Here is a 23,785-nt window from a genome sequence, read left to right on the forward strand (position 1 = left end):
ATCGCGAACCTAGATCTTGCCGACCAGGTCCAGCGAAGGCTTCAGGGTGGCTTCGCCCTCTTCCCACTTGGCGGGGCAAACTTCGCCCGGGTGGGCGGCGACATACTGGGCGGCCTTGACCTTGCGCAGCAGTTCGAGGGCGTCGCGGCCGATGCCGCCGGCGGTGATCTCGACGATCTGGATCTTGCCGTCCGGATCGACGACGAAGGTGCCGCGATCGGCCAGGCCGACCTCCTCGATCATCACGTCGAAGTTGCGGGTGATCGTGCCGGTCGGGTCGCCGACCATGGTGTATTCGATCTTGCCCACGGCTTCCGAGGTGTCATGCCAGGCCTTGTGGGCGAAGTGGGTGTCGGTCGAGACTGAATAGATCTCCACGCCCAGCTTCTGGAACTCGGCGTAGTTGTCGGCCAGGTCCTCGAGTTCGGTCGGGCAGACGAAGGTGAAATCGGCGGGATAGAAGAACACGACCGACCACTTGCCCTTCAAGTCGGCGTCGCTGACGGTGATGAACTTGCCGTCCTTCAGGGCTTCGGCGGTGAAGGGTTTGATGGCCGTGTTGATCAAGGACATGGAGTGCTCCTGCAGGAAATTGCGAGGCCACCCATACAGGGGAGGGTGCGATAGGGCTAATCGATTAATTCATCATTGGAGATAGACATAATCTATTCGCTTCGGCGGCCGGTGCGCGACTTTGGACGCCGCTTCGCCCTCACGCGCCCGGAGGCTGCGATGGGATGGGAGGGATGCGAAGCGCCCGGGCTCCGCCCGGAGGTTTTGCGTTTTATGTACCGTTTCGACGAAGACGAGCGCCTCGCGTGGCCTTCAGACGGGAGCCATCAGAGCGCGGGGTCTTAACCCGCTTCCGAAGTTGGCCCCCGGCGGGCGGAAGGGCGGCTAACCCTTCCGGACCGTGCGGGCGATTTCAGCCCGCACCTGCCAGCCTGTCCGCCTACCCCGAGCGCCGGAGTTTCGTCACCACGGGGGTGAACCTGCTCCGAACCGACCTGGGGCGTCTTCCGAAGAAGACACGGCGGACAAGCCTTCCCGCTCGACCACCCCCAAGAGCCGCCTCGGTCGCCGTACGTGCGCCCTTCCCGTGCTCTTGGGTAGGACCAGTATGGCGGTGATCTGGAGGGGGAGGATCAATTAGATTGAAAAGTTCTAGTACCTTGAAAACGCTAGGGTCTACCGGCTATTCGCAGAGCATGGAGGCTAGTTTCTTGAACTTTCTCCCAGAGAGCAGAGGCTAATTACGACGCCCCAACGGCATGGAAGCCCACCCCTTCGCCCCGCCGGCCGCCCCGCCGGCCGCCCCAGCGGCGGGCCCGATAGCTTAGGAAAACTTCGGCAACTGGTCATATGCGGCTAGGGGAAAATCCCGATCCAAGAGCCCAAGACGCTCCCAATCAGCGGCTCCTATGCAAGGACTGTGACCAAGTTCAGAAAACTGAACCGGTGGCGCTCCTACCCCTCCCCGCCCCCATCCCCCGGCGCCTCATAGGCCGCCATCATCGCCATATTCAAAATCTTCGACACCGACGCCGACAACGGCGCGATCTGCACCGGCTTGCTCAACCCCAACAGCACCGGCCCGATCACGGTCGCCCCGCCCAGGCTCTGCACCAGCTTCGTCGAGATCGAGGCCGCGTGGATGGCCGGCATGATCAGGATGTTGGCGCTGTCGGTCAGGCGCATGAACGGGTAGTTCGCGCGCCGCTCGGGGTCGAGCGCCAGTTCGGGCGGCATTTCGCCCTCATATTCGAAGTCGATGTCCATCTCGTCGAGCATGGCCACGGCCTCGCGCACCTTTTCCGAGCGCTCGCCCATCGGGTTGCCGAAGGTGGAATAGCTCATGAAGGCCACGCGCGGCTTGAAGCCCAGGCGGGCGACGGCGCGGGCGGCTTCCAGGGCGATCTCGACCAGTTCGTCGGCCTCGGGCAACTCGGTGACATTGGTGTCGGCCACGAAGACCGTACGGCCCTTGGCCAGCACCACCGACATGCCCATGATCCGGCCGCCGGGGGCCGGGTCGACGACGCGCAGGATGTCTTCCAGGGCCTGGTCGAAGCTGCGGGTGACGCCGGTGACCATGCCGTCGGCCTCGCCCAGCACCACCATCGAGGCGGCGAAGCTGTTGCGGTCCTGATTGATCAGCCGCTGGACGTCGCGCTTGAGGTAGCCCTGGCGCTGCAGGCGCTTGTAGAGAGCGTCCACATAGTCCGGATTGCGGTCGCTGAGCCGGGCGTTGATGATCTCGAGGCCGGCGGTGGCCGGGTCCAGGCCGACGACCCGCATATTGTCCTCGACCAGGTTCTCGCGGCCGCACAGGATGGCCTTGCCGAAGCCGCCGGTCTGGTAGGCATAGGCGGCGCGGATCACCGACGGGTCCTCGCCTTCCGCGAAAACGATCGTCTTCGGGTTCGACAAAACGGCGCCGCTGATTTTCTGCAGGAAGCCGGCGGTGGGGTCCAGGCGCTGGGCCAGGCCCGCGCGATAGGCGTCCATGTCCTCGATCGGCTTGCGGGCCACGCCGGTGTCCATGGCCGCCTGGGCGACGAAGGGCGGCACGTACCAGATCAGCCGCGGGTCGAAGGCCGAGGGGATGATATATTGCGGTCCGAACTTCAGCTGGCGGCCGTGATAGGCGGCGGCGACCTCGTCGGGCACGTCCTCGCGGGCCAGCATGGCCAGAGCGTTGGCGCAGGCGATCTTCATCTCGTGATTGACGCGGCGGGCCCGCACGTCCAGGGCGCCGCGGAAGATGTAGGGGAAGCCCAGGACGTTATTGACCTGATTGGGATAGTCGCTGCGGCCGGTGCCCATGATGGCGTCCTTGCGCACGGCGTGGACCTCCTCTGGGGTGATCTCCGGATCGGGATTGGCCATGGCGAAGATCACCGGATTGGGGGCCATGCTGGCGATCATCTCCGGCGTGAAGGCGCCCTTGGCCGAGAGACCCAGCAGCACGTCCGCGCCAACCACGGCCTCGGCCAGGGTGCGCAGCGGAGTGTCGACCGCGTGGGCGCTCTTCCACTGGTTCATGCCGTCGGTGCGGCCGCGATAGAGCACGCCCTTGCTGTCGACGGCGATGACGTTTTCGGGCCGCACGCCCATGGCCTTGATCAGCTCCATCGAGGCGATGCCGGCCGCGCCGGGGCCGTTGAGCACCACCTTGATGTCGGCCAGGTTCTTGCCGGTGATGTGGCAGGCGTTGATCAGGCCGGCGGCGCAGATGATCGCCGTGCCGTGCTGGTCGTCGTGGAACACCGGGATGTCGAGCAGCTCCTGCAGCTCGGTCTCGATGCGGAAGCATTCGGGGCTCTTGATGTCCTCCAGATTGATGCCACCGAAGGTGACACCGATGTTCTTGATCACCGTGATGATCTCGTCGGCGTCCTTGCTGGTGATCTCGATGTCGATGGAGTCGACGTCGCCGAACCGCTTGAAGAGCACGCTCTTGCCCTCCATCACCGGCTTGGAGGCCAGGGCGCCCAGGTCGCCGAGGCCCAGGATCGCGGTGCCGTTGCTGATTACCGCCACCAGGTTGCCCTTGGAGGTATATTCGTAGGCGAGGTCGGGATCCTTGGCGATCGCCAGCACCGGCACGGCGACGCCGGGCGAATAGGCCAGGCTGAGGTCGCGCTGGGTGGCCATGGGCTTGGTGGCGACGACGCCGATCTTGCCGGGGGTCGGATAGCGGTGGAAGTTCAGCGCTTCTTCGTCGGTGAAGGTCTTCTTCTCGCTGTCGCTCATGTTTCCCGGTCCCGCTGCGCACGTGCTGGAGACGCGTCGAACGATGCGACGCGGCCTTATTTGGCGTCACCGTAACGAGGGGGCCGGCGGGTCACAACCTTTGCGGCGTGGAGTTTTTCGACGCAAACGCTTGTTCCGCTTGGCATTGCGCCCTGGAGGCCCGTTGTCCAACGTTGTCATTTCGCCGCGCGCGCCCTTGACCTGGGGGGTCGGGTCGGGAGACTACCCCGCGCGTCATCGCCTGGAGATCGCCTTGAGCCAGAACGACTTAGCCGCCCCGCGTGGTAGCGTTAACATCGCCCTGGCCGGCGCCTCGGGGCGGATGGGCCTCGCCGTGGCGCGGACGCTCGTCGGCCGAAGCGAGGCGGTGGTGGCGGCGCGGTTCGATCGTCCGGGCGCGCAAGGCGAGGGCCTGGTCGAGCGCGACGTGGCCCTGGCGGCGGCCGAGGTGGTCATCGACTTCACCGTTCCCGAGGCCTCCACGGCCCTGGCCGAGGCCTGCGCGGCGAACGGCGGACCGGCGCTGGTCATCGGCTCAACGGGCTTCAGCGACGCTCAGAACGCCCGGATCGCGGCGGCGGCGGAGAGGATCGCCATCGTCAAGTCCGGTAACTATTCGCTGGGCGTCAACATGCTGCTGGGCCTGGTGAAGCAGGCCGCCGCCGCCTTGCCGGCGTCCGACTGGGACATCGAGGTCTTCGAGGCCCACCACAGGCGCAAGATCGACGCGCCGTCCGGCACCGCCCTGATGCTGGGCCAGGCGGCGGCTGACGGGCGCGGCGTGGACCTTGGCCAGGTTTCCGACCGGGCGCGCGACGGGGTGACCGGCCCGCGCGTCGAGGGCGCCATCGGCTTTTCCGTGGTGCGCGGCGGCGGGATCATCGGCGAGCACAGCGTGATCTTCGCCGGCGAGGAGGAGGTGTTGACCCTCTCGCACTCGGCCACCGACCGAGGGCTCTTTGCGCGTGGCGCGGTGGCGGCCGCCTTGTGGGTTCGAGGGCGCCCGCCGGGGCTGTATGACATGCAGGACGTGCTGGGATTTTGAAAACTAGGGCCTCACAATCGTCGCGGCTTGCGGCATGGTGACCCCGATGGCGCAACCCCCGTCCAATCCCCCTCTAGGCGACCCCAAGCCTGACGCCGCGCCGTCCCCCTCCGCTAGCCGCGCCCGGCGCGCGGTGATGGTCGACGCCGGTCTGGAAGTGATGTCGCTGGCGGCCCTGGCCTTCATCGCCATCGGATTCACCGCCTATGCCGGCCGCCGCGAGATCAGCCGCGAGCTGGCCCTGGCCTGGCTGGAGGACAAGGGCGTCGAGGCGGCGCTCGATCTCGAGGACCTGGACGCCACGGGCTTCGCCGGCACGATCCGCCTGGGTCCCAAGAGCGCGCCAGTGTTCTCGGCCGAGCGGATCGAGGTGGCCTATGACCTGCTGACGCCGTGGAGCGGCGGCAAGTTCGCGCTCAACACCCGGGCCATCCGCCTGGTTCGGCCGCGCCTCAACGCCCGGATCGACGCGGACGGTCTGAATTTCGGGGTGTTGCAGCCCATGGTCGACGAGGCCCTGAAGGCGCCGGCCTCGACCGCTCCCGGCCCAGCGATCCTGGTCGAGGACGCGCGGGTCAGCCTCTCGACGCCCGGCGGCCCGGCAAGGCTGACCGGCGACGCCAGCCTGGACGACGGCAAGCTGCTGCGCTTCGACGGTCGCCTGGCCCCGCTGCACTACGCCACGTCTGACCTGTCGTTCGACACGGCCGGCCTGCTGGTCAAGGCCCGCAAGCGCGGCGACCGCCTGACCCTCGACATCGACCTGGACATCCGCGCCCTCAGCGCCGGCGCGCTGGACCTGACCGAGGCGCAGGGGACCCTCAAGGCCGATCTGGCCTATCCCGACCTCAAGACCCTGTCGATGGCCGGGCCGGCGGATCTGCGGCTGGCCTTGAAGGCGCGGGCGGTGGACGTCCAGTCGGCGGCGGCCGGCGATGTCGAGGCCAATCTGGCGGTGGCCGGCGTGCTCAGCGGCGGCTTCAAGCGCGGCGGCTTCACCGGCCACTCGACCTTGCACGCGCGGGGCGAGCGCCTGGCGGCCCAGAACCTCGACGCCCGCGAGGTGGTTGGCGACCTGTCGCTGTCCAACCTGGCCCTGACCTATGATCCAGGCGGCGCGCGAGGCTCGGCCAAGACGCGCCTGGCGGCCATGGCCGAGAAGGCGATCGCCGGCGGCGCGGCCCTGTCGCGATCGTCGATCGAACTCAAGTCCGACAGCCTGACCCTCGTCTCCGACGCCGATCGCCAGTCGCTGAGCGGACCGGTTGGCGTCAATCTGGGCGGGGGCCGCGTCGCCGTGGGCGGGGTGGTGCTGTCCAGCCTGGCCGCCGACGGCCAGGGCCGGTTCTCGGCCAGGACCGACGGTGTCAGCCTGGCGCTGGTCGGTCAGGCTGGCGCGGACGGCGCGGTCTCCGGCCCCGACGCCCAGCGGCTAACGGCGGCCTTGCCCAATCCCGACTATGTCACCGCCGCCTTCAAGGCCTTGTCCCGCTTCGAGGTCGCGGCCCCGGCCCTCAAGCTGACGATGAAGGACGGCCTGACCAGCCTCTACCTGCCACGGCCAGTCGCGGTGACCAGCGCCGGCGGCGGGCGGGCGACCTTGGCCGCGTCCGGCGGACCCCTGGTCGCGGCGGCGGGCGGCGTGGCGTCGGGCCGCCTGAGCCTGGCCTTAAGCGGCGGCGGCCTGCCCGAGGTCAGCCTCAAGGTCCCGAACTGGCGGTTCGGCCCCGACGGCATGGCCAGCGACCTGATCCTGGCCGGGACCTTCGACACGCCGCCACTGAGGGGCCTGTCGGGAACCCTGGCCGGCCAGGCCCGGCTGGTCGGCGACGACTTCAGCCTGCGCCTGGGGCGCTGCACACCCCTGACCGCCAGGACGGTGGAGATGGGCGAGCCGCCGATCACCGCCCTCAAGCTCGACCTTTGCCCCACGGCCCGGCCGCTGATCCAGTCGGCGGGCGGCGCCTGGCATGCCTCGGCGCGGGTCGAGCATGGCCAGGCCCTGGTCACCGTCGCCCAGGCGCGGGTTGAGGAGGTGGCCGCGACCTTCGAAGGCGGCGGTCACGGCGGTTTCGACGAGGCCCAGGTGCGGATCACGGCTGGCCGGATAGTCGAGGCCGCCGAGGCCAAGCGTTTCGAGACCCTCGCGGCGACGGGGGCGGTCAATCTGGCGCGCGGCCAGTGGCTGGGCGGTTTCGACGCCAAGACCCTGGACGGCCACCCCCTGGCCCGTATCGACCTTCGCCACGACGTGGTCAGCGGTCGCGGCGAGGCCCGGATCGACGCCTCTAACCTTGTGTTCGCCAAGGGCGGCCTGCAGCCCCTGGGCCTGACGCCCCTGGCTTCCGTGACCCGCGAAGCCGAAGGCCCGGTCGCCTTCACCGGCCGCTTCGCGTGGGCGGGCGACGTGATGACCAGCCAGGGGCGGGTCTCGACCCCGGGCCTGAACTTCAAGAGCCCGCTGGGCCTGGCGACCTCCATGCGGGCCGACATCGCCTTCACCAGCCTGGCGCCGCTGATCAGCGCGCCCGACCAGACCCTGAAGATCGACCATGTCGACGCCATCGTGCCGCTAGAGGCGCTGGGCGCGGTCTTCACCCTGGGCGCCGAGGCCCTGCGCCTGCAATCGGCCCGTTTCGAAGCGGCCAAGGGCGCGATCTCGGTCGAGCCAATGGATGTGCCGCTGGACGGCAAGGGCACAATGAAGGGCGTCATCAACATCGCGCACCTGGACCTGGGTGAGCTGGTCGCCGGCTCGTCCCTGGCCGACAAGGTCAAGATCGACGCCGTCGTTGACGGCCGGCTGCCGTTCGAACTGGGACCGGCCGGCTTCAAGTTCCTGGACGGCAAGGTCTACGCCATCCAGCCGGGCCGGATCTCGATCGCCCGCGAGGCCCTGGGCGATATCTCGGCCAATACCAGCGGCGTGGATGCGAAGGATCCGTTGACGGCGGCCAAGCCCGCACCGGTCAACGCCATCCAGGACTTCGCCTATCAGGCCATGGAAAACCTCCACTTCGAGACGCTGGAAGCGGGGGTCAACAGCACCAACACGGGTCAGCTGGGCATACTGTTTCACATCAAGGGCGAGCACGACCCCAAGGTCGCCGAAAAGGCCAAGATCGGCCTGCTGGAGCTGCTGCGGGGCACGGCCTTCCAGCGCCGGATCCCGCTGCCGGCCAAGACCCCGGTCGATCTGACGCTCGACACCTCTTTGAACTTTGACGAGCTTCTGGCGTCATGGAAGCGTACCTGGGAGCAAGCCCAGGCCCGGACTCCGACACCCCCGGTCCAAACCCCGGTCCAGGCGTCGCCCCGTTCAGACCCGGTTCACCCGTGAAGCCGCAGATTTCACCCGAATGGAGACACGCATGACCAAGCGCCTGATATCGGCCCTGATCGCGACGGGCGCCCTGGCGGCCTCTGTCGCGGCCTGCGCGCCGACGATCCACGTCAAGGTCGATCCGATCAACATCTACGCTAAGCTGGACGCCAATGTGCGTGTGCAACTGGACAAGGAAGTCCAGACCGCCATCCAGCAAAACCCCAACCTGTTCTAAGAAAGGCGCCGACATGATCCGCAAGACAATGACGGTTTTGGCTCTGGCCGCCTCGCTCGGCGCCGCCGTGGGCTTCGGGGCCCTCCCCGCCTTCGCCCAAACGGCCAAGGCCACCGTAGACGCCGGCAAGGCCGCCGGGACCGTGGGCGAACAGGCCGACGGTTTCCTTGCCGTGGTGTCGGGCGGCGACGCGGCTCAGCGCGCCGCTGTGGTCGAGATCAACACCGGCCGCGCCGCTGTCTACAAGGACACCGCCGCGAAGACGGGAGTCACCGCCGAAGCCGCCGGCCAGGCCACAGCCAAGCAGCTCTATGCCCGCCTGGCGCCGGGCCAGTACTGGAAGCCGTTGGATGGCGGCTGGACGAAGAAGTAGCAATCCTCCCCCTGTGGGGCCCGCAAGGGCCCGCAGGGGGAGGAAATAGCGCGTCAGACCCTTACGAAATCAAGGAACAGCGGCGGGCAGTCGCCCAGCTTTTTTTCCTCGTACCGCGTGGTGACGTGGTCGACGGGCGGGGCGTTGCGGTCGGCTGAAACGTCGGCGTAGCGGAAGGCCGGGTCGGCCAGCACCCGCTCGACCGTCCACTCGGCATAGTCGGCCCAGTCGGTGGCGAAGCGGAAGGCCGCGCCCGGCTTCAGCACCCGCGCCAGTTCCGCCACCACCGCCGGCTGGATCAGCCGGCGCTTGTTGTGCCGCGCCTTGTGCCAGGGGTCGGGGAACAGCACGAACAGCCGGTCCAGGCTGGCGTCGGGCAACCAGGACAGCACGTCGCGGGCGTCGCCCTCGTGGATGCGGACATTGCTCAGCCCCTGCTCCTCGACATGCCGCACCGCGCTGGCCACGCCGTTGACGAAGGGCTCGGCGCCGATCACCAGCACGTCGGGGCGGCGGCCGGCCTGGGCGGCCATGTGCTCGCCGCCGCCAAAACCGATCTCCAGCCAGACTTGCGTGACCTCCGGCATCAGGTCGCGGGGCAGGAACGGCGCGGTCGGGATGGTCAGGGTCGGCAGCAGGGTGTCGAGCAGGGCCTGCTGGCGCGGCTTCACCGGTCGCGACTTGAGGCGGCCGAACGAGCGCAGCGGCCCGTGGGGCTGGATGGGGTTGGTCATGGGCGGGGTCTTAGCCGAAATGAGCGCGCAAATGAAACGGGCCCCGATCGGATGATCGGGGCCCGCTGATACGGTTGGGGACAGACGCATGCGCCTGTCCCCACGTTGGGTCGAAGCCTTAAGCCAGGCCCTTCAGTTCCGACACCAGGTCGGTCTTCTCCCAGGAGAAGCCGCCTTCGTTGTCCGGCGTGCGGCCGAAATGGCCGTAGGCGGCGGTGCGGGCGTAGATCGGCTTGTTCAACTGCAGGTGCTCGCGGATCGAGCGCGGGGTCGCGCCCCCGATCAGTTGCGGCAGCAGCTTTTCCAGAACCTCGGGATCAACCTTGCCCGTGCCGTGCAGATCGACGTGGAACGAGACGGGCTGGGCCACGCCGATCGCGTAGGCGATCTGGATGGTGCAGCGCTCGGCGAGGCCGGCCGCGACCACATTCTTGGCCAGGTAGCGGCAGGCATAGGCGGCCGAGCGGTCGACCTTGGTCGGATCCTTGCCCGAAAAGGCGCCGCCGCCGTGCGGGGCCGCGCCGCCGTAGGTGTCGACGATGATCTTGCGGCCGGTGACGCCGGCGTCGCCGTCGGGCCCGCCGATCTCGAAGCGGCCGGTCGGGTTGACCAGCCACTGGGTCTTCTTGGTAATCAGGCCGTCCGGGAAGATCGGCAGAATGTGCGGCTTGATCAGGTCGAGCACGCGCTTGGACGTGGCGGCCTTGCCGTCGATCTTCTTCTTGTGCTGGTGCGACACGACGATCGAGACGACGCGGACCGGTTTGCCGGTGGCGTCATATTCCAGGGTGATCTGGCTCTTGGCGTCCGGCTCGAGCTCCGACAGCTCGCCGGAATGGCGCAGCTGGGCCAGGCGGCTGAGGATGTTGTGGCTGTATTGCAGGGTGGCCGGCATCAGCTCCGGCGTCTCTGTGCTGGCATAGCCGAACATGATGCCCTGGTCGCCGGCGCCTTCGTCCTTCTTGTCTGAAGCGTCCACGCCTTGGGCGATGTGGGCCGACTGACCGTGCAGATAGTTGGCGAATTTCGCCTTCTGCCAGTGAAAGCCCTTTTGCTCGTAGCCGATGTCCTTGACCGCAGCGCGGACCTTGGACTCCAGCGAACCCAGGATATCCTTGGTCAGGGCCTTGTTGGCGGACTTGTCGCCGCCCGGCTTGCCGGCCCGGACTTCGCCAGCCAGCACGATGCGGTTGGTGGTGACCAGAGTCTCGCAGGCGACGCGCGCCTCGGGATCGGCGGTCAGGAAGGCGTCGACGACAGTGTCGCTGATCCGATCGGCGACCTTGTCCGGATGGCCTTCGGAAACGCTTTCACTGGTGAAGATGTAGGAAGAACGGCTCAAGGGTCAGCTCCGGACATGACGCCGCCCGCGCGGACGGTCTGTCCGGCGGACTGAGCCAGGAACATATAAAGATATGTTTATGTCCGCAAGCGGCCGCGAGAGGTTTCGCGCGGAACAGCGCGCCGATCAGGCTCCGGCGTCTTCCTCGACCGGATCCTCGGCCATCGAACGCACGAGGTCCAAGATGCGCCGACGAACCCGGGACTTGCTAATCCGCGGGAACAGCGCGGCCAGTTCCAGGCCTTCGGGAGTCATCAGGAAATCGTGCACGAACTGCTCAGAGCCGTTTTCCTGGAAACCTTCCACGTCGGTCGGATCGGCCAGGCCCTCGAAGAAGTACGACACCGACGACTGCAGGCTCTTGGCGATCTCGTACAGCTTGCTGGCGCTGACGCGGTTGGCGCCACGCTCGTATTTCTGGACCTGCTGGAAGGTCAGGCCCAGGTCGTCGGCCAGACGCTCCTGGCTTACGCCGAGGATCTTGCGGCGCATGCGGATGCGAGCGCCGACGTGCAGGTCGACCGGATTGGGGAGGCGTTCTTGATCAGGAGTCGTGTTCATGCCGTCGTCAATCACTGAAGTTACGGTTTGATAACCCTGTCTGTTTCAGTTCGGCGACTTTTCCAAGCCCAGACCTGCTCTCAGGGGAACAACGTTCACCAACGAAAGCAAAAGTAGCAAAGCGAAGGACCAGTGCCCGAACTTTGAGAACGGGGTCGAGCGAAGTTTTTCCGGCAAAAGGCCGTCGATAACGCCGGTTTCTCCCAGGTTGAGGCGTTGGCCGACCACGCGGCCGCGCGCATCGATCAACGCAGATACGCCCGTCGGGGTGGCGCGGATGATGGGAACGCCGGTTTCTATGGCGCGATAGCTCGCCAGGTTTAAATGCTGACGGGGGCCAGAGGTTACGCCGAACCAGGCGTCGTTCGACACATTGACGATGGCGCGGACGCCGGGAGCCGGCTTGGCCAGGAGCGGGAACAGGCTTTCGTAGCAGATCAGCGGTTGGATCAGCAGGTCGGGCGCGATCCGCAAGGGCGCCGGCCGAGGGCCGGTGGCGAAGCCGTCGCCCAGATGGGCCATGCTCTTGACGCCCAGCCGGGTCATCAGAGCATCGGCCGGCAGGTACTCGCCGAACGGCACCAGGCGGTGCTTGTCGTAGATCCCGACCACCACAACGTCGCTGGCCTCACGGCGCAGGGCGACCAGGCTGTTGAAGTAGACGGGCTTGTCTGGCGGTCCGTCATAGCGATAGCCGCCGATCAACAGGAGCTGGCCCGGCTTCAGCGCATCGACGATGGCCTGCCGCACCCAGCTCCCAGGCGCCATGTAGTCGTTGATGGCGGCCGGCAGAGCCCCCTCGGGCCAGACCACGATGTCGGCGGGCCTGCCGCCATAGGGCTTGGCGGTTAGCGCGACATAGGCCTGAACGATCTGGGCGAAGCGCCCGGCGTCCCACTTGGCCTCCTGCTCAATGTCGGCCTGGACGATGCGGACGCTGGGGTGGGCCGTCGGTATCAGCGTGGCCGAAATGGCTGCCAGGCCATAGAGCCAGAGCGCCGCCAGCACAGCGGCGGCGCTCCCGACGGCCAGGCGTCCGCGCCGACCCTCGCGCCACACCGCCGGGGCGGCGGCGATCGCCAGTGTGATCCAGGTCAAGCCGTAGGCGCCGACCACGGACGCGAACTGGGATAAGGCCGAACCCGCCTTCCAGGTCTCGCCCGGCAGGTTCCAGGGAAAGCCGGTCAGGATGTGGCCTCGAGTCCATTCCAGGGCCGCGAAGGCTCCGGCGAACACCAGCACCCGCCGCACGCCGGCCGGCGCCAGCCAGCGGTGGAGCACCGCCGCCAGACCCCAGAACAGGGCCATCCCAGCCGCCATCGCCGCCACGGCGAACGGCGCCATCCAGCCTTGGTTCGCGGCGTCGACCATGAAGGCCTCGGCGATCCACCAGGTGCCTAGGCCGAAATAACTCAGCCCCATCAACCAGCCGCGAAAAAAAGCCGCGCGCAACGGTCGAGGTCCCTCGATGGCGTCGAGCAGCCAGAGCAGAACGGCGTAGCCCAGGACCCCCGGCAAGACCCCGAACGGCGGATGGGCCAAGGCGGCGGCCAGGCCCGCGAGCAGGGCCAGGCCCCGCGCTCGCCACGGCGTCAGCCTCGGACAGGCCGGCAGGTTCACGAAGCGGCCACGCGGCCAGGTTCGGCCGCGGCGTTCCCGGCGGCCTGATCGAGACTTACCGCAGGGCGCACCCGCACGCGGCGCACCCGGCGCGGATCGGCTTCCACGACTTCCAGGTCGAAGCCGGCCGGATGGGCGATCACCTCACCGCGCTGGGGCACGCGGCCGGCCAGGGCGACGACAAGACCCGCGACGGTGTCGATGTCCTCTTCCATGTCCGGCGGGGCCAGGTCGCGGTCGAGGACGGCTTCCAAATCTTCCAGCGGCGCGCGGGCGTCGACCTCGAACAGGCCGCCCGGCCGGGCGACGATGCTGGAAACCTGGGCGTCGTCATGCTCGTCGTCGATCTCCCCGACCACCGCCTCGATCAAGTCTTCCATGGTCACCAAGCCGTCGGTGCCGCCGAACTCGTCGATGACCAGGGCCATGTGGATGCGGCTGGTGCGCATGCGCAGCAGCAGGTCGGCCGCCCGCATCGAGGCGGGCACATAGAGCGCTTCTCGGCGCAGCCGGTGCAGGACCTGGTCGCTGGGGGCCGGACGCTTGTCCTCGTTGGCGAGCAGGCGGAACACGTCCTTGACGTGGATCACGCCGACCGGGTCATCCAGCGTCTCGCGATAGATCGGCATCCGCGAGTGCTCGGCCTCGGTGAACTGGGCCACCACGGCGTCAAAGGGGGCAGAGACCTCGACGGCCACGATGTCGGCGCGCGGGGTCATGACGTCGGCGACCCGCAGGCTCTGAAAGGCCTCGGCCTGGTCGACCATGTCGACCTCGTGGACCAGGGCCGGGTCGGCCGGGCGCGAGACCTCGGCCAGGCCAGGCACGCCGCGCCCCGCCAGGTCCTTGCGCATCTTGCGGAAGAACGCCCGCACGCCCCGGCTCAAGCGAGCTGGACCGGCGGGCGTGGAACTCTGGTCGTCGCTGGGCATGCCCGGTCTTGGTTATCCCTGTGGAGACGGCGGCTCGGCATAGGGGTCCGGAACGTCCAATCCGGCGAGGATCTCGCGTTCGAACGCCTCCATGGCCTGGGCCTGGTCGTCGCTCTCGTGGTCATATCCTAAGAGATGAAGCACCCCGTGCGCCACCAGATGTTGCAAGTGGTGCGCAAGTGGCTTGCCTTGCTCGGCCGCTTCGCGCTGGCAGACCCCGAACGCCAGGGCGATGTCGCCGATCAGTCCTTCCGGATTGCCTTCCGTCGGCGCCGGGAAGGACAGGACGTTGGTCGGATAGTCCTTCTGGCGGAAGTCGCGGTTCAGCACCTGGACGCTGTCGTCGTCGGCCAGCAGGATGACGATGCCGTGGCCCTCAATGTCCTGATGGGCGTCGAGCACCGCCTGGGCGGCGCGCCAGACCAGGGCCTCGGCCTCGGGCTCGGCGGCGAGCCAGGCTTCGTCCTCGATCTCGATGTCGACCGTGAGGGTCATCAGCGCGGCGTACTCTGCAGGGCGTCGGCGTCGTAGGCCTTGACGATCCGCTCGACCAGCGGGTGGCGCACGACGTCGGCCGAAGTAAAGCGCGACACCGCCACGCCCTCGACGCCCTCGAGGATCGACACCGCATGGGCCAGGCCGGAATCGCGAGGGTTCAGCAGATCGACCTGGGTCGGGTCGCCGGTCACCACCATCCGCGCGTTCTCGCCCAGACGGGTCAGGACCATCTTCATCTGCAGGCGCGAGCAGTTCTGGGCCTCGTCGACGATGACGAACGCATGGGCCAGCGTGCGGCCGCGCATGAAGGCGATCGGGGCGACCTCGATCTCCAGCTTCTCGCGGCGGCGTCGCAGTTGCTCGGCGCCCATGATGTCGGTCAGGGCCTCCCAGACCGGGGCCATGTAGGGATCGACCTTCTCGTTCAGGTCGCCCGGAAGAAAGCCGAGCTTTTCGCCGGCCTCGACGGCGGGACGGGTGACGATCAGCCGGTCGACCTCGCCGCGCAGCAGCATGCCCGCGCCATGGGCGACCGCCAGGAAGGTCTTGCCGGTGCCGGCCGGGCCAAGGCCGAACGATAGCGGATGGCTGCCCATGGCTTCCATGTAGCGGGCCTGGGCCTTGGTCTTGGGCGCTACCGAGCCCTTGCGCACATTGCGGGGCGAGGCTTGACCGCCGGTGCTCTGGGCTTCGCCCACGGCGACGCGGATGTCGGCTTCGACGATGTCCTCGCCGGCGTCGGCCCGCTCCGAAACGTCGCGCAACGCCCGCTTGGCGCCCGTGCGGCCCTTGACGTCGCCGGTGAGGGTGATGCCGCCGCCCGGCGTCTCGATCAACACCTTGAAGGCGTCCTCGATCAGGGCGGCGTGACGCCCGCCGGGGCCGGAAACGGCGCGGACGGCGGTGTCGGACAGAGGCAGGAACTCAGGCGTACGGCTCAAGCGGACTCCAGCAGAGGTTGGCTCTCGAGCACGCCGCCCAGGCTCATCTTGGCCGACGACTCGATACGGACGGGGACGATCTGGCCCAGCAGGCTGTCAGGACCTAACGCATGGACCGACTGAAGATAGGGACTGCGGCCGATGATTTGACCGGGGTTGCGGCCTTTTTTCTCGAACAGCACCGGCATGGTCTTGCCGACCTGCACGGCGTTGAACGCTTTCTGCTGTTCGTCGAGCAGGATGTTAAGCCGCTCGAGCCGCTCGCCCTTGACCGCCTCGTCCACCTGGCCGGGCATGGCCGAGGCGGGCGTGCCGGGCCGGCGCGAATATTTGAACGAGAAGGCCGAGGCGAAGCCGACCTCGCGGATCAGCTCCAGGGTCTTGTCGAAATCGCCGTCGCGCTCGCCGGGGAAGCCGACGATGAAGTCGCCGCTCATGGCGATGTCGGGCCGGCCGGCGCGGATCTTCTCGATCAGCCGCACATAGCTCTCGGCCGTGTGGTCGCGGTTCATGGCCTTGAGGATCTTGTCCGATCCGGCCTGCACCGGCAGGTGCAGATAGGGCATCAGCTCCGGCAGTTCGGCATGGGCCTCGATCAGGTCGTCGCCCATGTCGCGCGGGTGGCTGGTGGTGTAGCGGATGCGATCCAGACCGGGAATCTTCGCCAGACGCCGCACTAGCTTGGCCAGGGTATAGCCGCCGCCGTCATAGGCGTTGACGTTCTGGCCCAGCAGTGTGACTTCGCGCACGCCTTGGTCGGCCAGGCGCTTGGCCTCGTCCTCGATCTGCCCGGGCGGCCGCGACCACTCGCCGCCGCGGGTATAGGGCACCACGCAGAATGTGCAGAACTTGTCGCAGCCCTCCTGCACGGTCAGGAAGGCGGTCACGCCATTGACCTGGCGCTCGGCCGGCAAGGCGTCGAACTTTTCGTCGGCGGCGAAGTCGGCGCTGAGGCGCTCGCCGGTCGCCCGGTGAACGCGGGCGATCAGCTCGGGCAGCTGATGATAGGCCTGGGGCCCGACCACAAGATCGACGGCCGGCTGTCGCCGCATGATCTCCTGGCCCTCGGCCTGGGCCACGCAGCCGGCCACGGCGATGGTCATGGTCCCGCCGGCCTCGGCCCGACGGGCCTTCATCTGCTTGATGTAGCCCAGCTCCGAATAGACCTTCTCGGTGGCCTTCTCGCGGATATGGCAGGTGTTGAGCACCACCAGGTCGGCGCCCTCGGGCTCGCTGACAATCCCATAGCCCAGCGGCCGCAGGACATCGGCCATGCGCTCGCTGTCATAGACGTTCATCTGACAGCCGTAGGTCTTGATATAGAGGCGCTTTTGCGGGGTCTCGCTCATCGGGGCGTTATGAGCGCGAGGGGGCGCTGGCGCAAGGACGCGGGGGACACACCCAGAAAGTCCTCTCCCCGTGGGAGAGGTGTCGGCGAAGCCGACGGAGAGGGGAGTTTGCCAGAGTGGGCCTGCTCCCCCCACCGGCCCATTCGGGCCGCCTCCCCCACAGGGGGGGGCCTGAAAAACCCGATCACTCCTCCAGCGGGACCCCATAAAGCTCCAGCCGGTGGTCGATCAGCTTGTAGCCCAGCCGCTGGGCGATGGCGTTCTGCAGGGCCTCGATCTCCTCGTCCACGAACTCGACGACCTTGCCAGTCTTCATGTCGATCAGGTGGTCGTGGTGGTGGTCGGGAGTCTCTTCATAGCGCGATCGACCGTCGCGGAAGTCGTGGCGCTCGATGATGCCGCTCTCCTCGAACAGCCGCACGGTGCGATAGACCGTGGCGATCGAGATGTGCGGGTCCACGGCGTGGGCGCGGCGGTGCAGTTCTTCGACGTCTGGATGATCAACAGCGCCCGACAGCACGCGGGCGATGACCCGGCGCTGATCGGTCATGCGCATGCCCTTTTCGATGCAGAGCTTTTCGAGGCGGTCCAAGGCGGCGTCTCCGGAAAGATGAATCAAGGCGGGATTCGGGGCCAGGATAGGCGCTCGGCGGCTAGGTGTTAAGCACCCGGCGCATCACCAACGCGTCCTTGGCGCCATCCAGATGGGGATAATAGCCTTTTCGCAGGCCGACGCGGTCGAAACCCGTGGTTTCGTAGAGCCTGATCGCCGCGAGATTGTCGGCCGCCACTTCCAGGAACATCTCGGAGGCGCCGGCTTCCTTCGCGACGCCGGCCGCCATCTCGACCAGGGCCGAGCCCCAGCCGCGGCGGCGGGCGGCGGGATCGACCGCCACGGTCAGGATCTCGGCCTCGCCCGCCACGGCCCGGCAGAGGATGAAGCCTTTTGGATCGTCACCCTCACCCAGCACCGCGAAGGCGCCAGGGCCGTTGAGCAGCGTCTCGAATTCCTCGGCGCTCCACGGCCTCGGAAAGGCCCGGTCGTGCAGGTCGGCCAAGGTAAAACAGGCTTCCAGCCCGACGGGACGCAGGATCATGCGGCGGGCGCCACGGCGTAGGGCGCGCGCAGATAGAGCGGCCGGGGCGAGTGGCTCGGCGCCGGCCGGGTTGCGGCCAGGCAGGCGATGGCGACAGGGTCGGCGAAGGCCGAAATCAGGACGGTGGCGTCCGGCAGGACGTCGGCGATCATGGGCGCGCCCGAGCCGATCAGGGTGGCGGGACCGCCGGAATAGAGCTCGGCCAGGCGGGCGATGGCGACCGTGACCTCCAGGGCGTCGGGCGCCATCAGGGCCTTGCCGCTGTCGAAGATCTGCAGATAGACCTGCCCCATCCTGGCGTCGAGCGCGGCGGCTACGAAGCCTGTCGCGCCGGTCGTGGCGGCCAGGGCCTCCAGGCTGTTGATGCCGACGCAGGGGATCGAGAGGGCCGTGGCGAGGCCCTTGGCGAAGGACAGTCCGACCCGCAGCCCGGTGAACGAGCCAGGGCCCACGGTGACGGCGATGCGGGTCAGGTCGGGGAACTTGACGCCGGCTTCGGCCATCACCTCGCGCGCCAGGACGGCGATGCGCTCCTGATGACCGCGAGTCATCGGCTCGCTGCGGGCGGCGCGAACGACATCGCCCTCCAGCACGGCGATCGAACTGGCGCCGAGGCAGGTATCGACGGCGAGGATCATATGGCGGGCGCCCCGCCCTTCCAGATGAACCCGCTCAGCAAGGCCTTCTGGCGCAGGGCGTCGAGGGGCGGCAGGACATCGGTGGTCCAGCCCGGCACGTCGAACACGTAGCGCAGCACGGCCTCGCCGGGCTGGAAGCAAATCACCGTATGGCGATCGCGGCCCTCGCCCATCCGGCAACGCTCGTAATCCATGTCGGCGTCGGCGAACTTCATCCTCAGAGTCTCGCCGCGCGGACCGACCGGGGTCCCGCCCGTAACGCGGATGTCGCCCACCAGCACGGTCCCCGGGTTGCCCTGGATCTCGATGACGCCGCCGCCTTGGGTGACGGTGATCCCCATCAGCGTCGAGGGCGCTCCATCTTGCCGCATGAAGACGCCTTGGACCGTGGCCTTTGGGAATCGCGGCTTTACCGCCTCCATCGAAAACTCGGTCTGGGCCATGAGCGGACCGACGGAAAATTCGTCCAGCGCCAACGGTCCGCCGACATGGGGCATGAAGCGGTCGATCCGGCCGTCAGCGGTCTTGCGCGTCACCAGGGCGGGGGCCTCGGCCGCCGCCGCGGGGGCTTTGGTTGGGGCGGTTCCGCTCTTCTTGGCCGGCCCGCAGGCGGCCAGCGCCAGCAGGGTCGCGGCCAGCAGAGCGTATCGCGGCGCCATGACCTCAGGCCGCGCCGACGGCGGCGTTGTCGGCCGGGCGCCAGACGAACTCGTTGAGTTGGCCCTTGGCCTTCAGGGTCTCTACCGGCGGCAGGCCGCCCTTGGTCCAGCCCGGCGCGCCGAACACGTAGGCGACGCTCGGCGCCTCGGGACGCACGCAGACGGTCTGGTTGACGGTGCGGCCCTCGCCGGCTCGGCACTGGGCGATGTCGAAGGACAGGTCGGCCCATTTTCCGAGAAGGGCTTCGCCCTTCGGACCCCGGACCGGCCCGCCGGCCAATCGGATCTCGCCAATGCCGCCGTCGGGGCCCTTGCCGATCTCCATCAGCGGGACATTGTCCTGCTCGACGGTGATGATCGGGCCGGGAGGCCCTTCGCCGGTGTGGATGAAGGCGCTCTTGACCACCGCCTTGGGAAACAGGGCCGCGATGGTCGGCATGTCGAAGGCCGTGGCGCCGGTGATCGGACCGACGCCGTCGGCGCGCACTTCAAGCGGACCGCCATTATAGGGGACGGTGGCGACGGCCACCGGGCCGGATTTCGGCGTCTCGGCCGAGGGCGGCGGGGCGGTGGTCTGCGCTTGCTTGGCGGGGCCGCAGGCGGCGAGCAGCAGGAGCGGGGCGGCGATCTGAGCGAGGCGCTGGGTCATGGCGCGTCTTTTAGCACTGGGTTCGATCCGCACCCAAGCCCGTCTTCCCGGCGAAGCCGGAGACGGGCCTGAGAAGATCAGATGATCTGCGCGGCTTCCTCGAAGTCGAGGCGCGGATTGCGCGGGAACAGGCCTTCGTCGGTACCGTAACCGATCGAGGCGAGGAAGTTGGACTTGATATTGGTCCCCGCGAAGAAGGCCGCGTCGACCCCGGCATTGTCAAAGCCCGACATCGGCCCGACGTCCAGGCCCAGGGCCCGGGCGGCGAGGATGAAATAGCCGCCCTGCAGCGAGCTGTTGCGCAGCGCGCCGACTTCCTTGGCCGCCGGGTCGCCGAACCAGTTTTTCGCGCCCGGCGCATTGGGGAACAGCTTGTCGAGGGTTTCGGGAAAGTCCAGGTCGTAGCCGACGATGACGGTGACCGGGGCGGCCAGGATCTTCGGGCCATTGGAGCCCGAAGACAGCGCCGCCAGCTTGGCCTTGGCTTCCGGGGTCTGAACGAAAATGAACCTTGCCGGCGTGGTGTTGGCCGCAGTCGGGCCAAACTTCACCAAGTCGTACAGCTCGCGCAGAAGCGCCTCGGGGATGGCGTCGGGCTTCCAGCCGTTCCGCGTCCGCGCCTCGGTGAACAGCTGGGAAAGGGCGGCGGTGTCGAGCTTGGCCATGGGACAGTCCTCAAGTGCGCTATCAGCAACTTCTGTAGTTACAGTATGCACTCGCGCGCGCGCTCGCAAGCGCGAAGCCGCGAAGTTTTTCTGGGTCGCTAGAGCGTCTGCTCGACCCGGGTCACTTCCGGCACATAGTGCTTGAGCATGTTCTCGACCCCGGACTTCAGCGTGGCCGACGAGGACGGGCAGCCCGAGCAGGCTCCGCGCATGTGCAGCCACACCACGCCGGTGGCCGGCTCGAACCGGTTGAAGACGATGTCGCCGCCGTCCTGGGCCACGGCCGGGCGGATGCGGGTGTCGAGCAGCTCCTTGATCTCGGCGACGATCTGGGTCGTTTCCTCGTCATAGACGCCGTCATTGTCGTGACCGCTCTCGGCCGCATCAAGCAACAACGGCCGGCCGCTGGTGAAGTGGTCCATGATGGCCGCCAGGATCGGCGCCTTCAGATGCGGCCACTCGGCGTGCTCCGCCTTGGTCACGGTCAGGAAATCGGGACCGAAGAACACCCGGTTGACGTCGCCCAGCCGGAAAAGAGCCTCGGCCAGGGGTGAGGCGTCGCCCTCCTCCTCCGTCTTGAACTCCCGCGCGCCCTCACCCAGCACGTCGCGGCCGGGCAGGAACTTCAGGACCTCGGGATTGGGGGTGGTTTCGGTCTGGATGAACATGACGGAGAAATGGACCCGCAAGAGCCTCGCGACAAGAGCCCCCTATTCAGGAAGATTGGCTGCCGCTTACGTCATCGTGACAAACGATCGGCGTTGTGGCTCCATGATCAAAACAAGTGTTTTAAGGAGCGCGCCATGAGCGACGGGGCAATCGATCTATCCGGTGATGCGCGGGCCAAGGCCTATGCCACGCCGCTCGACCAGTTTGACGTCGCCGATCCGGCCCTGTTCCAGGCCGACGCCCACTGGCCCTGGTTCGAGCGGCTGCGGGCCGAGGATCCCGTCCATTACTGCGCCAACAGCGAGCACGGGCCCTATTGGTCGATCACCCGCTATGCCGACATCATGACGGTCGACACCACCCACCAGGTGTTCTCGTCCGACAGCAGCCTGGGCGGCATCACGATCCGCAACTTCGACGAGGACTTCGTCCTGCCGATGTTCATCGCCATGGACCCGCCCAAGCACGATATCCAGCGCAAGACCGTCAGCCCGATCGTCTCGCCGGCGAACCTGGCGGCCCTGGAGGGCACTATTCGTGAAAGAGTGGGCGAGATTCTCGACGGCCTGCCGATCGGCGAGACCTTCGACTGGGTCGACAAGGTGTCGATCGAGCTGACCACCCAGATGCTGGCCACCCTGTTCGACTTCCCCTGGGAGGAACGCCGCAAGCTGACCCGCTGGTCCGACGTCTCGACCGCGGTGCCCGGCGCCGGAATCGTCGACACCGAGGAGCAGCGCCGGGAGGAGCTGATGGAGTGCCTGGCCTATTTCACCAATCTCTGGAACGAGCGGGTCAATGCCACCGAGCCGGGCTCCGACCTGATCTCGATGCTGGCCCATGGCGAGGCGACGCGGAACATGCCGCCGCTGGAATATCTGGGTAACATCATCCTGCTGATCGTCGGCGGCAATGACACGACCCGCAACTCGATCACCGGCGGCCTGCTGGCCCTCAGCCAGAACCCGGCGGAAGAGGCCAAACTGCGCGCCGACCCCAGCCTGATCCCCAACATGGTTTCCGAGATCATCCGCTGGCAGACGCCCCTGGCCTATATGCGCCGCACCGCGCTGGAGGACTTCGAACTGTCGGGCAAGACCATCAAGAAGGGCGACAAGGTCGTCATGTGGTACGTCTCGGGCAATCGCGACGAGACCGCGATCGACAATCCGAACGCCTTCCTGATCGACCGCCCCCAGGCCCGCCGCCACCTGTCGTTCGGCTTCGGCATCCACCGCTGCGTCGGCAATCGCCTGGCCGAACTGCAGCTGAAGATCATCTGGGAGGAAATCCTCGCCAGGTTCCCGAAAATCGAGGTGATGGGCGAGCCGAAGCGGGTCTATTCCAGCTTCGTGAAGGGGTATGAGACCCTGCCGGTGCGGATCCCGAGCCGGCTGTAAATGCGGTGCGTCCTTCGAGGCCCACTCCGTGGGCGCCTCAGGATGAGGAGCTTAGTTGCTCTGAATTCCTCATCCTGAGGTGCGAGGCGAAGCCGAGCCTCGAAGGACGCAGGGCGCCTAAGCCCCCCAGAACCCGACCAGCTTCTTGACCTCAGCCACCGTCGGCGCGGCGACCTCGCTCGCCCGTTCGGCTCCGGCCTTCAGGATCCGGTCGATCTCCGTCGGGTCGGCCAGGAAGCGGCGCATGGTCTCGCCGACCGGGGCCAGTTTCTCGACCGCCAGGTCGGCCAGAGCTGGCTTGAAGGTTCCGAAGCCCTTGCCGGCATAGTCGGCCAACACCTGCGCCTTGGTCGTCCCCGACAAGGCCGCGAAAATGCCGACCAGGTTGTCGGCCTCGGGGCGGGTCGCCAGCTCTTCGAGGGTTTCGGGCAGCGGCTCGGGATCGGTGCGGGCCTTGCGAACCTTGCCGGCGATGGTGTCGGCGTCGTCGGTCAGGTTGATGCGCGAATAGTCCGACGGGTCGGACTTGCTCATCTTGGCCGAGCCGTCGCGCAAACTCATGACCCGCGCGCCGGGCCCCTGGATCAGCGGCTCGGGCTGCGGGAAGAAGCCCTGCACACCGAAATCGTGGTTGAACTTGGCGGCGATGTCGCGGGTCAGTTCCAGGTGCTGCTTCTGGTCCTCGCCGACCGGCACGTGGGTAGCCTTGTAGACCAGAATGTCGGCGGCCTGCAGCACCGGATAGGTGTAGAGGCCGACGCTGGAGCGCTCCTTGTGCTTGCCGCTCTTCTCCTTGAACTGGGTCATGCGGTCCAGCCAGCCGAGACGGGCCACGCACTGGAAGATCCAGGCCAGCTCGGCATGTTCGCGCACCGCCGACTGCGGAAAGATCGTCGCCTTCATGGGATCGAGGCCGGCGGCCAGATAGGCGGCGGCGATCTCGCGGGTCTGCTGGGCCAAGGCTTCGGGCGCCTGCCAGACGGTGATGGCGTGCAGGTCGGCCACAAAGATGAAGGTGTCCATCTCGTGCTGCAGCTTGGCGAACTTCACCAGGGCGCCGAGATAATTGCCCAGGTGCAGGGCGCCCGACGGCTGGACGCCGGAGAGCACGCGGGCGGCGCCCGTGTAGGGAACGGGGGTGTGGTCGGTCATGGCTGCAGCCTTGGAACGGGTAACGGATAGGGCGGACGCGCAAATGCGCTGGCCGTGCGCGCCGCACGGCGATCGGGGTCAGATGAAGCGGCGCCATCGCGGCGCGGAAGATCCGATCGAAGCCATGGAAGCTGGTTAGCGGGCC

At 67.6% G+C, this 23,785-nt stretch carries 23 protein-coding genes; 5 read left to right on the forward strand and 18 right to left on the reverse strand.

Features of this window, described 5'->3' with window-relative positions; translation table 11 throughout:
- Positions 1–9: 9 nt before the first annotated feature.
- Both ahpC and ACP7AG_RS10360 read right to left on the reverse strand, forming a co-directional pair.
- Positions 10–573 carry an alkyl hydroperoxide reductase subunit C gene (ahpC, locus tag ACP7AG_RS10355; protein WP_426010250.1) on the reverse strand — a complete coding sequence of 188 codons (564 nt, stop codon included), beginning with the start codon at positions 571–573 and terminating at the stop codon, positions 10–12.
- An 894-nt stretch (positions 574–1,467) separates the two neighbouring features.
- Entirely contained in the window at positions 1,468–3,756 is a 2,289-nt protein-coding gene (locus ACP7AG_RS10360; protein WP_426030747.1) for an NADP-dependent malic enzyme, read from the reverse strand.
- A 253-nt stretch (positions 3,757–4,009) separates the two neighbouring features.
- On the opposite strand from ACP7AG_RS10360, the gene dapB reads away from it, so the two are divergent.
- From dapB to ACP7AG_RS10380, 4 genes are all read left to right on the forward strand, one after another.
- Positions 4,010–4,801, forward strand: coding sequence for a 4-hydroxy-tetrahydrodipicolinate reductase (dapB, locus tag ACP7AG_RS10365; protein ID WP_426030748.1), 792 nt, complete (start codon positions 4,010–4,012; stop codon positions 4,799–4,801).
- A gap of 136 nt (positions 4,802–4,937) precedes the next feature.
- On the forward strand, positions 4,938–8,141 hold the full coding sequence (locus ACP7AG_RS10370) for an intermembrane phospholipid transport protein YdbH family protein (protein ID WP_426030749.1): 3,204 nt from the start codon (positions 4,938–4,940) through the stop codon (positions 8,139–8,141).
- Positions 8,142–8,172: 31 nt separating this feature from the next.
- A complete protein-coding gene (locus ACP7AG_RS10375) occupies positions 8,173–8,361 on the forward strand; it encodes a YnbE family lipoprotein (protein ID WP_426010257.1) in 189 nt (62 codons plus the stop codon).
- Between the two features lie 13 nt (positions 8,362–8,374).
- Complete coding sequence (locus tag ACP7AG_RS10380) at positions 8,375–8,734, forward strand: YdbL family protein (RefSeq protein WP_426030750.1); 360 nt, start codon at positions 8,375–8,377, stop codon at positions 8,732–8,734.
- A 53-nt stretch (positions 8,735–8,787) separates the two neighbouring features.
- Here the strand turns inward: ACP7AG_RS10380 and trmB are convergent, their stop codons facing one another.
- The 15 genes from trmB to ACP7AG_RS10455 form a co-directional block, all read right to left on the reverse strand.
- Positions 8,788–9,468 carry a tRNA (guanosine(46)-N7)-methyltransferase TrmB gene (gene trmB, locus ACP7AG_RS10385; protein WP_426030751.1) on the reverse strand — a complete coding sequence of 227 codons (681 nt, stop codon included), beginning with the start codon at positions 9,466–9,468 and terminating at the stop codon, positions 8,788–8,790.
- Between the two features lie 118 nt (positions 9,469–9,586).
- The gene (metK, locus tag ACP7AG_RS10390; RefSeq protein WP_426010263.1) at positions 9,587–10,810 is read right to left on the reverse strand and encodes a methionine adenosyltransferase; all 1,224 of its coding nucleotides are present in this window, start codon (positions 10,808–10,810) and stop codon (positions 9,587–9,589) included.
- 126 nt (positions 10,811–10,936) lie between these two features.
- A complete protein-coding gene (locus ACP7AG_RS10395) occupies positions 10,937–11,371 on the reverse strand; it encodes a helix-turn-helix domain-containing protein (RefSeq protein WP_426010265.1) in 435 nt (144 codons plus the stop codon).
- Between the two features lie 45 nt (positions 11,372–11,416).
- Positions 11,417–12,991, reverse strand: coding sequence for an apolipoprotein N-acyltransferase (gene lnt, locus ACP7AG_RS10400; RefSeq protein ID WP_426030752.1), 1,575 nt, complete (start codon positions 12,989–12,991; stop codon positions 11,417–11,419).
- The gene (locus tag ACP7AG_RS10405; RefSeq protein WP_426010269.1) at positions 12,988–13,923 is read right to left on the reverse strand and encodes a hemolysin family protein; all 936 of its coding nucleotides are present in this window, start codon (positions 13,921–13,923) and stop codon (positions 12,988–12,990) included. Before ACP7AG_RS10405 ends, lnt begins: the two co-directional genes overlap by 4 nt.
- A gap of 12 nt (positions 13,924–13,935) precedes the next feature.
- On the reverse strand, positions 13,936–14,400 hold the full coding sequence (ybeY, locus tag ACP7AG_RS10410; protein WP_426011281.1) for an rRNA maturation RNase YbeY: 465 nt from the start codon (positions 14,398–14,400) through the stop codon (positions 13,936–13,938).
- 17 nt (positions 14,401–14,417) lie between these two features.
- On the reverse strand, positions 14,418–15,362 hold the full coding sequence (locus ACP7AG_RS10415) for a PhoH family protein (protein WP_426030753.1): 945 nt from the start codon (positions 15,360–15,362) through the stop codon (positions 14,418–14,420).
- Positions 15,359–16,711: a tRNA (N6-isopentenyl adenosine(37)-C2)-methylthiotransferase MiaB gene (gene miaB, locus ACP7AG_RS10420; protein WP_426030754.1), complete on the reverse strand. Its 1,353-nt coding sequence runs from the start codon at positions 16,709–16,711 to the stop codon at positions 15,359–15,361. Before miaB ends, ACP7AG_RS10415 begins: the two co-directional genes overlap by 4 nt.
- 184 nt (positions 16,712–16,895) lie before the next feature.
- Positions 16,896–17,303 carry a Fur family transcriptional regulator gene (locus ACP7AG_RS10425; RefSeq protein ID WP_426010273.1) on the reverse strand — a complete coding sequence of 136 codons (408 nt, stop codon included), beginning with the start codon at positions 17,301–17,303 and terminating at the stop codon, positions 16,896–16,898.
- Positions 17,304–17,364: 61 nt separating this feature from the next.
- The gene (gene rimI / locus ACP7AG_RS10430) at positions 17,365–17,808 is read right to left on the reverse strand and encodes a ribosomal protein S18-alanine N-acetyltransferase (protein WP_426010275.1); all 444 of its coding nucleotides are present in this window, start codon (positions 17,806–17,808) and stop codon (positions 17,365–17,367) included.
- Complete coding sequence (gene tsaB, locus ACP7AG_RS10435; protein WP_426030755.1) at positions 17,805–18,446, reverse strand: tRNA (adenosine(37)-N6)-threonylcarbamoyltransferase complex dimerization subunit type 1 TsaB; 642 nt, start codon at positions 18,444–18,446, stop codon at positions 17,805–17,807. Before tsaB ends, rimI begins: the two co-directional genes overlap by 4 nt.
- Positions 18,443–19,105, reverse strand: coding sequence for a DUF1131 domain-containing protein (locus tag ACP7AG_RS10440; RefSeq protein WP_426010278.1), 663 nt, complete (start codon positions 19,103–19,105; stop codon positions 18,443–18,445). The genes tsaB and ACP7AG_RS10440 overlap by 4 nt, the downstream gene beginning before the upstream one ends.
- Positions 19,106–19,109: 4 nt before the next feature.
- The gene (locus ACP7AG_RS10445) at positions 19,110–19,754 is read right to left on the reverse strand and encodes a DUF1131 family protein (protein WP_426010279.1); all 645 of its coding nucleotides are present in this window, start codon (positions 19,752–19,754) and stop codon (positions 19,110–19,112) included.
- 77 nt (positions 19,755–19,831) lie between these two features.
- On the reverse strand, positions 19,832–20,419 hold the full coding sequence (locus tag ACP7AG_RS10450) for a malonic semialdehyde reductase (RefSeq protein WP_426010281.1): 588 nt from the start codon (positions 20,417–20,419) through the stop codon (positions 19,832–19,834).
- Positions 20,420–20,517: 98 nt separating this feature from the next.
- Complete coding sequence (locus ACP7AG_RS10455; RefSeq protein WP_426030756.1) at positions 20,518–21,087, reverse strand: NifU family protein; 570 nt, start codon at positions 21,085–21,087, stop codon at positions 20,518–20,520.
- Between the two features lie 135 nt (positions 21,088–21,222).
- On the opposite strand from ACP7AG_RS10455, the gene ACP7AG_RS10460 reads away from it, so the two are divergent.
- Entirely contained in the window at positions 21,223–22,488 is a 1,266-nt protein-coding gene (locus ACP7AG_RS10460) for a cytochrome P450 (protein ID WP_426010285.1), read from the forward strand.
- 117 nt (positions 22,489–22,605) lie between these two features.
- Here the strand turns inward: ACP7AG_RS10460 and trpS are convergent, their stop codons facing one another.
- The gene (trpS, locus tag ACP7AG_RS10465; protein ID WP_426030757.1) at positions 22,606–23,640 is read right to left on the reverse strand and encodes a tryptophan--tRNA ligase; all 1,035 of its coding nucleotides are present in this window, start codon (positions 23,638–23,640) and stop codon (positions 22,606–22,608) included.
- Positions 23,641–23,785: the final 145 nt, after the last annotated feature.

This window comes from Caulobacter sp. DWP3-1-3b2 (genome assembly GCF_049896325.1).
GTDB lineage: Bacteria > Pseudomonadota > Alphaproteobacteria > Caulobacterales > Caulobacteraceae > Caulobacter.

What these genes read in the sequence shown, in the direction of transcription:
- ACP7AG_RS10380 (WP_426030750.1), top strand. Translation starts at nt 8,375, where the DNA reads ATGATCCGCAAGACAATGACGGTTTTGGCTCTGGCCGCCTCGCTCGGC.
- rimI (WP_426010275.1), bottom strand. Translation starts at nt 17,808, where the DNA reads ATGATCCTGCGTCCCGTCGGGCTGGAAGCCTGTTTTACCTTGGCCGAC.
- ACP7AG_RS10370 (WP_426030749.1), top strand. Translation starts at nt 4,938, where the DNA reads ATGGTCGACGCCGGTCTGGAAGTGATGTCGCTGGCGGCCCTGGCCTTC.
- ACP7AG_RS10440 (WP_426010278.1), bottom strand. Translation starts at nt 19,105, where the DNA reads ATGGCGCCGCGATACGCTCTGCTGGCCGCGACCCTGCTGGCGCTGGCC.
- trpS (WP_426030757.1), bottom strand. Translation starts at nt 23,640, where the DNA reads ATGACCGACCACACCCCCGTTCCCTACACGGGCGCCGCCCGCGTGCTC.
- ACP7AG_RS10395 (WP_426010265.1), bottom strand. Translation starts at nt 11,371, where the DNA reads ATGAACACGACTCCTGATCAAGAACGCCTCCCCAATCCGGTCGACCTG.
- ahpC (WP_426010250.1), bottom strand. Translation starts at nt 573, where the DNA reads ATGTCCTTGATCAACACGGCCATCAAACCCTTCACCGCCGAAGCCCTG.
- ACP7AG_RS10375 (WP_426010257.1), top strand. Translation starts at nt 8,173, where the DNA reads ATGACCAAGCGCCTGATATCGGCCCTGATCGCGACGGGCGCCCTGGCG.
- ACP7AG_RS10460 (WP_426010285.1), top strand. Translation starts at nt 21,223, where the DNA reads ATGAGCGACGGGGCAATCGATCTATCCGGTGATGCGCGGGCCAAGGCC.
- trmB (WP_426030751.1), bottom strand. Translation starts at nt 9,468, where the DNA reads ATGACCAACCCCATCCAGCCCCACGGGCCGCTGCGCTCGTTCGGCCGC.
- tsaB (WP_426030755.1), bottom strand. Translation starts at nt 18,446, where the DNA reads ATGATCCTCGCCGTCGATACCTGCCTCGGCGCCAGTTCGATCGCCGTG.
- ACP7AG_RS10445 (WP_426010279.1), bottom strand. Translation starts at nt 19,754, where the DNA reads ATGACCCAGCGCCTCGCTCAGATCGCCGCCCCGCTCCTGCTGCTCGCC.
- miaB (WP_426030754.1), bottom strand. Translation starts at nt 16,711, where the DNA reads ATGAGCGAGACCCCGCAAAAGCGCCTCTATATCAAGACCTACGGCTGT.
- ACP7AG_RS10405 (WP_426010269.1), bottom strand. Translation starts at nt 13,923, where the DNA reads ATGCCCAGCGACGACCAGAGTTCCACGCCCGCCGGTCCAGCTCGCTTG.
- ACP7AG_RS10450 (WP_426010281.1), bottom strand. Translation starts at nt 20,419, where the DNA reads ATGGCCAAGCTCGACACCGCCGCCCTTTCCCAGCTGTTCACCGAGGCG.
- ACP7AG_RS10455 (WP_426030756.1), bottom strand. Translation starts at nt 21,087, where the DNA reads ATGTTCATCCAGACCGAAACCACCCCCAATCCCGAGGTCCTGAAGTTC.
- ACP7AG_RS10360 (WP_426030747.1), bottom strand. Translation starts at nt 3,756, where the DNA reads ATGAGCGACAGCGAGAAGAAGACCTTCACCGACGAAGAAGCGCTGAAC.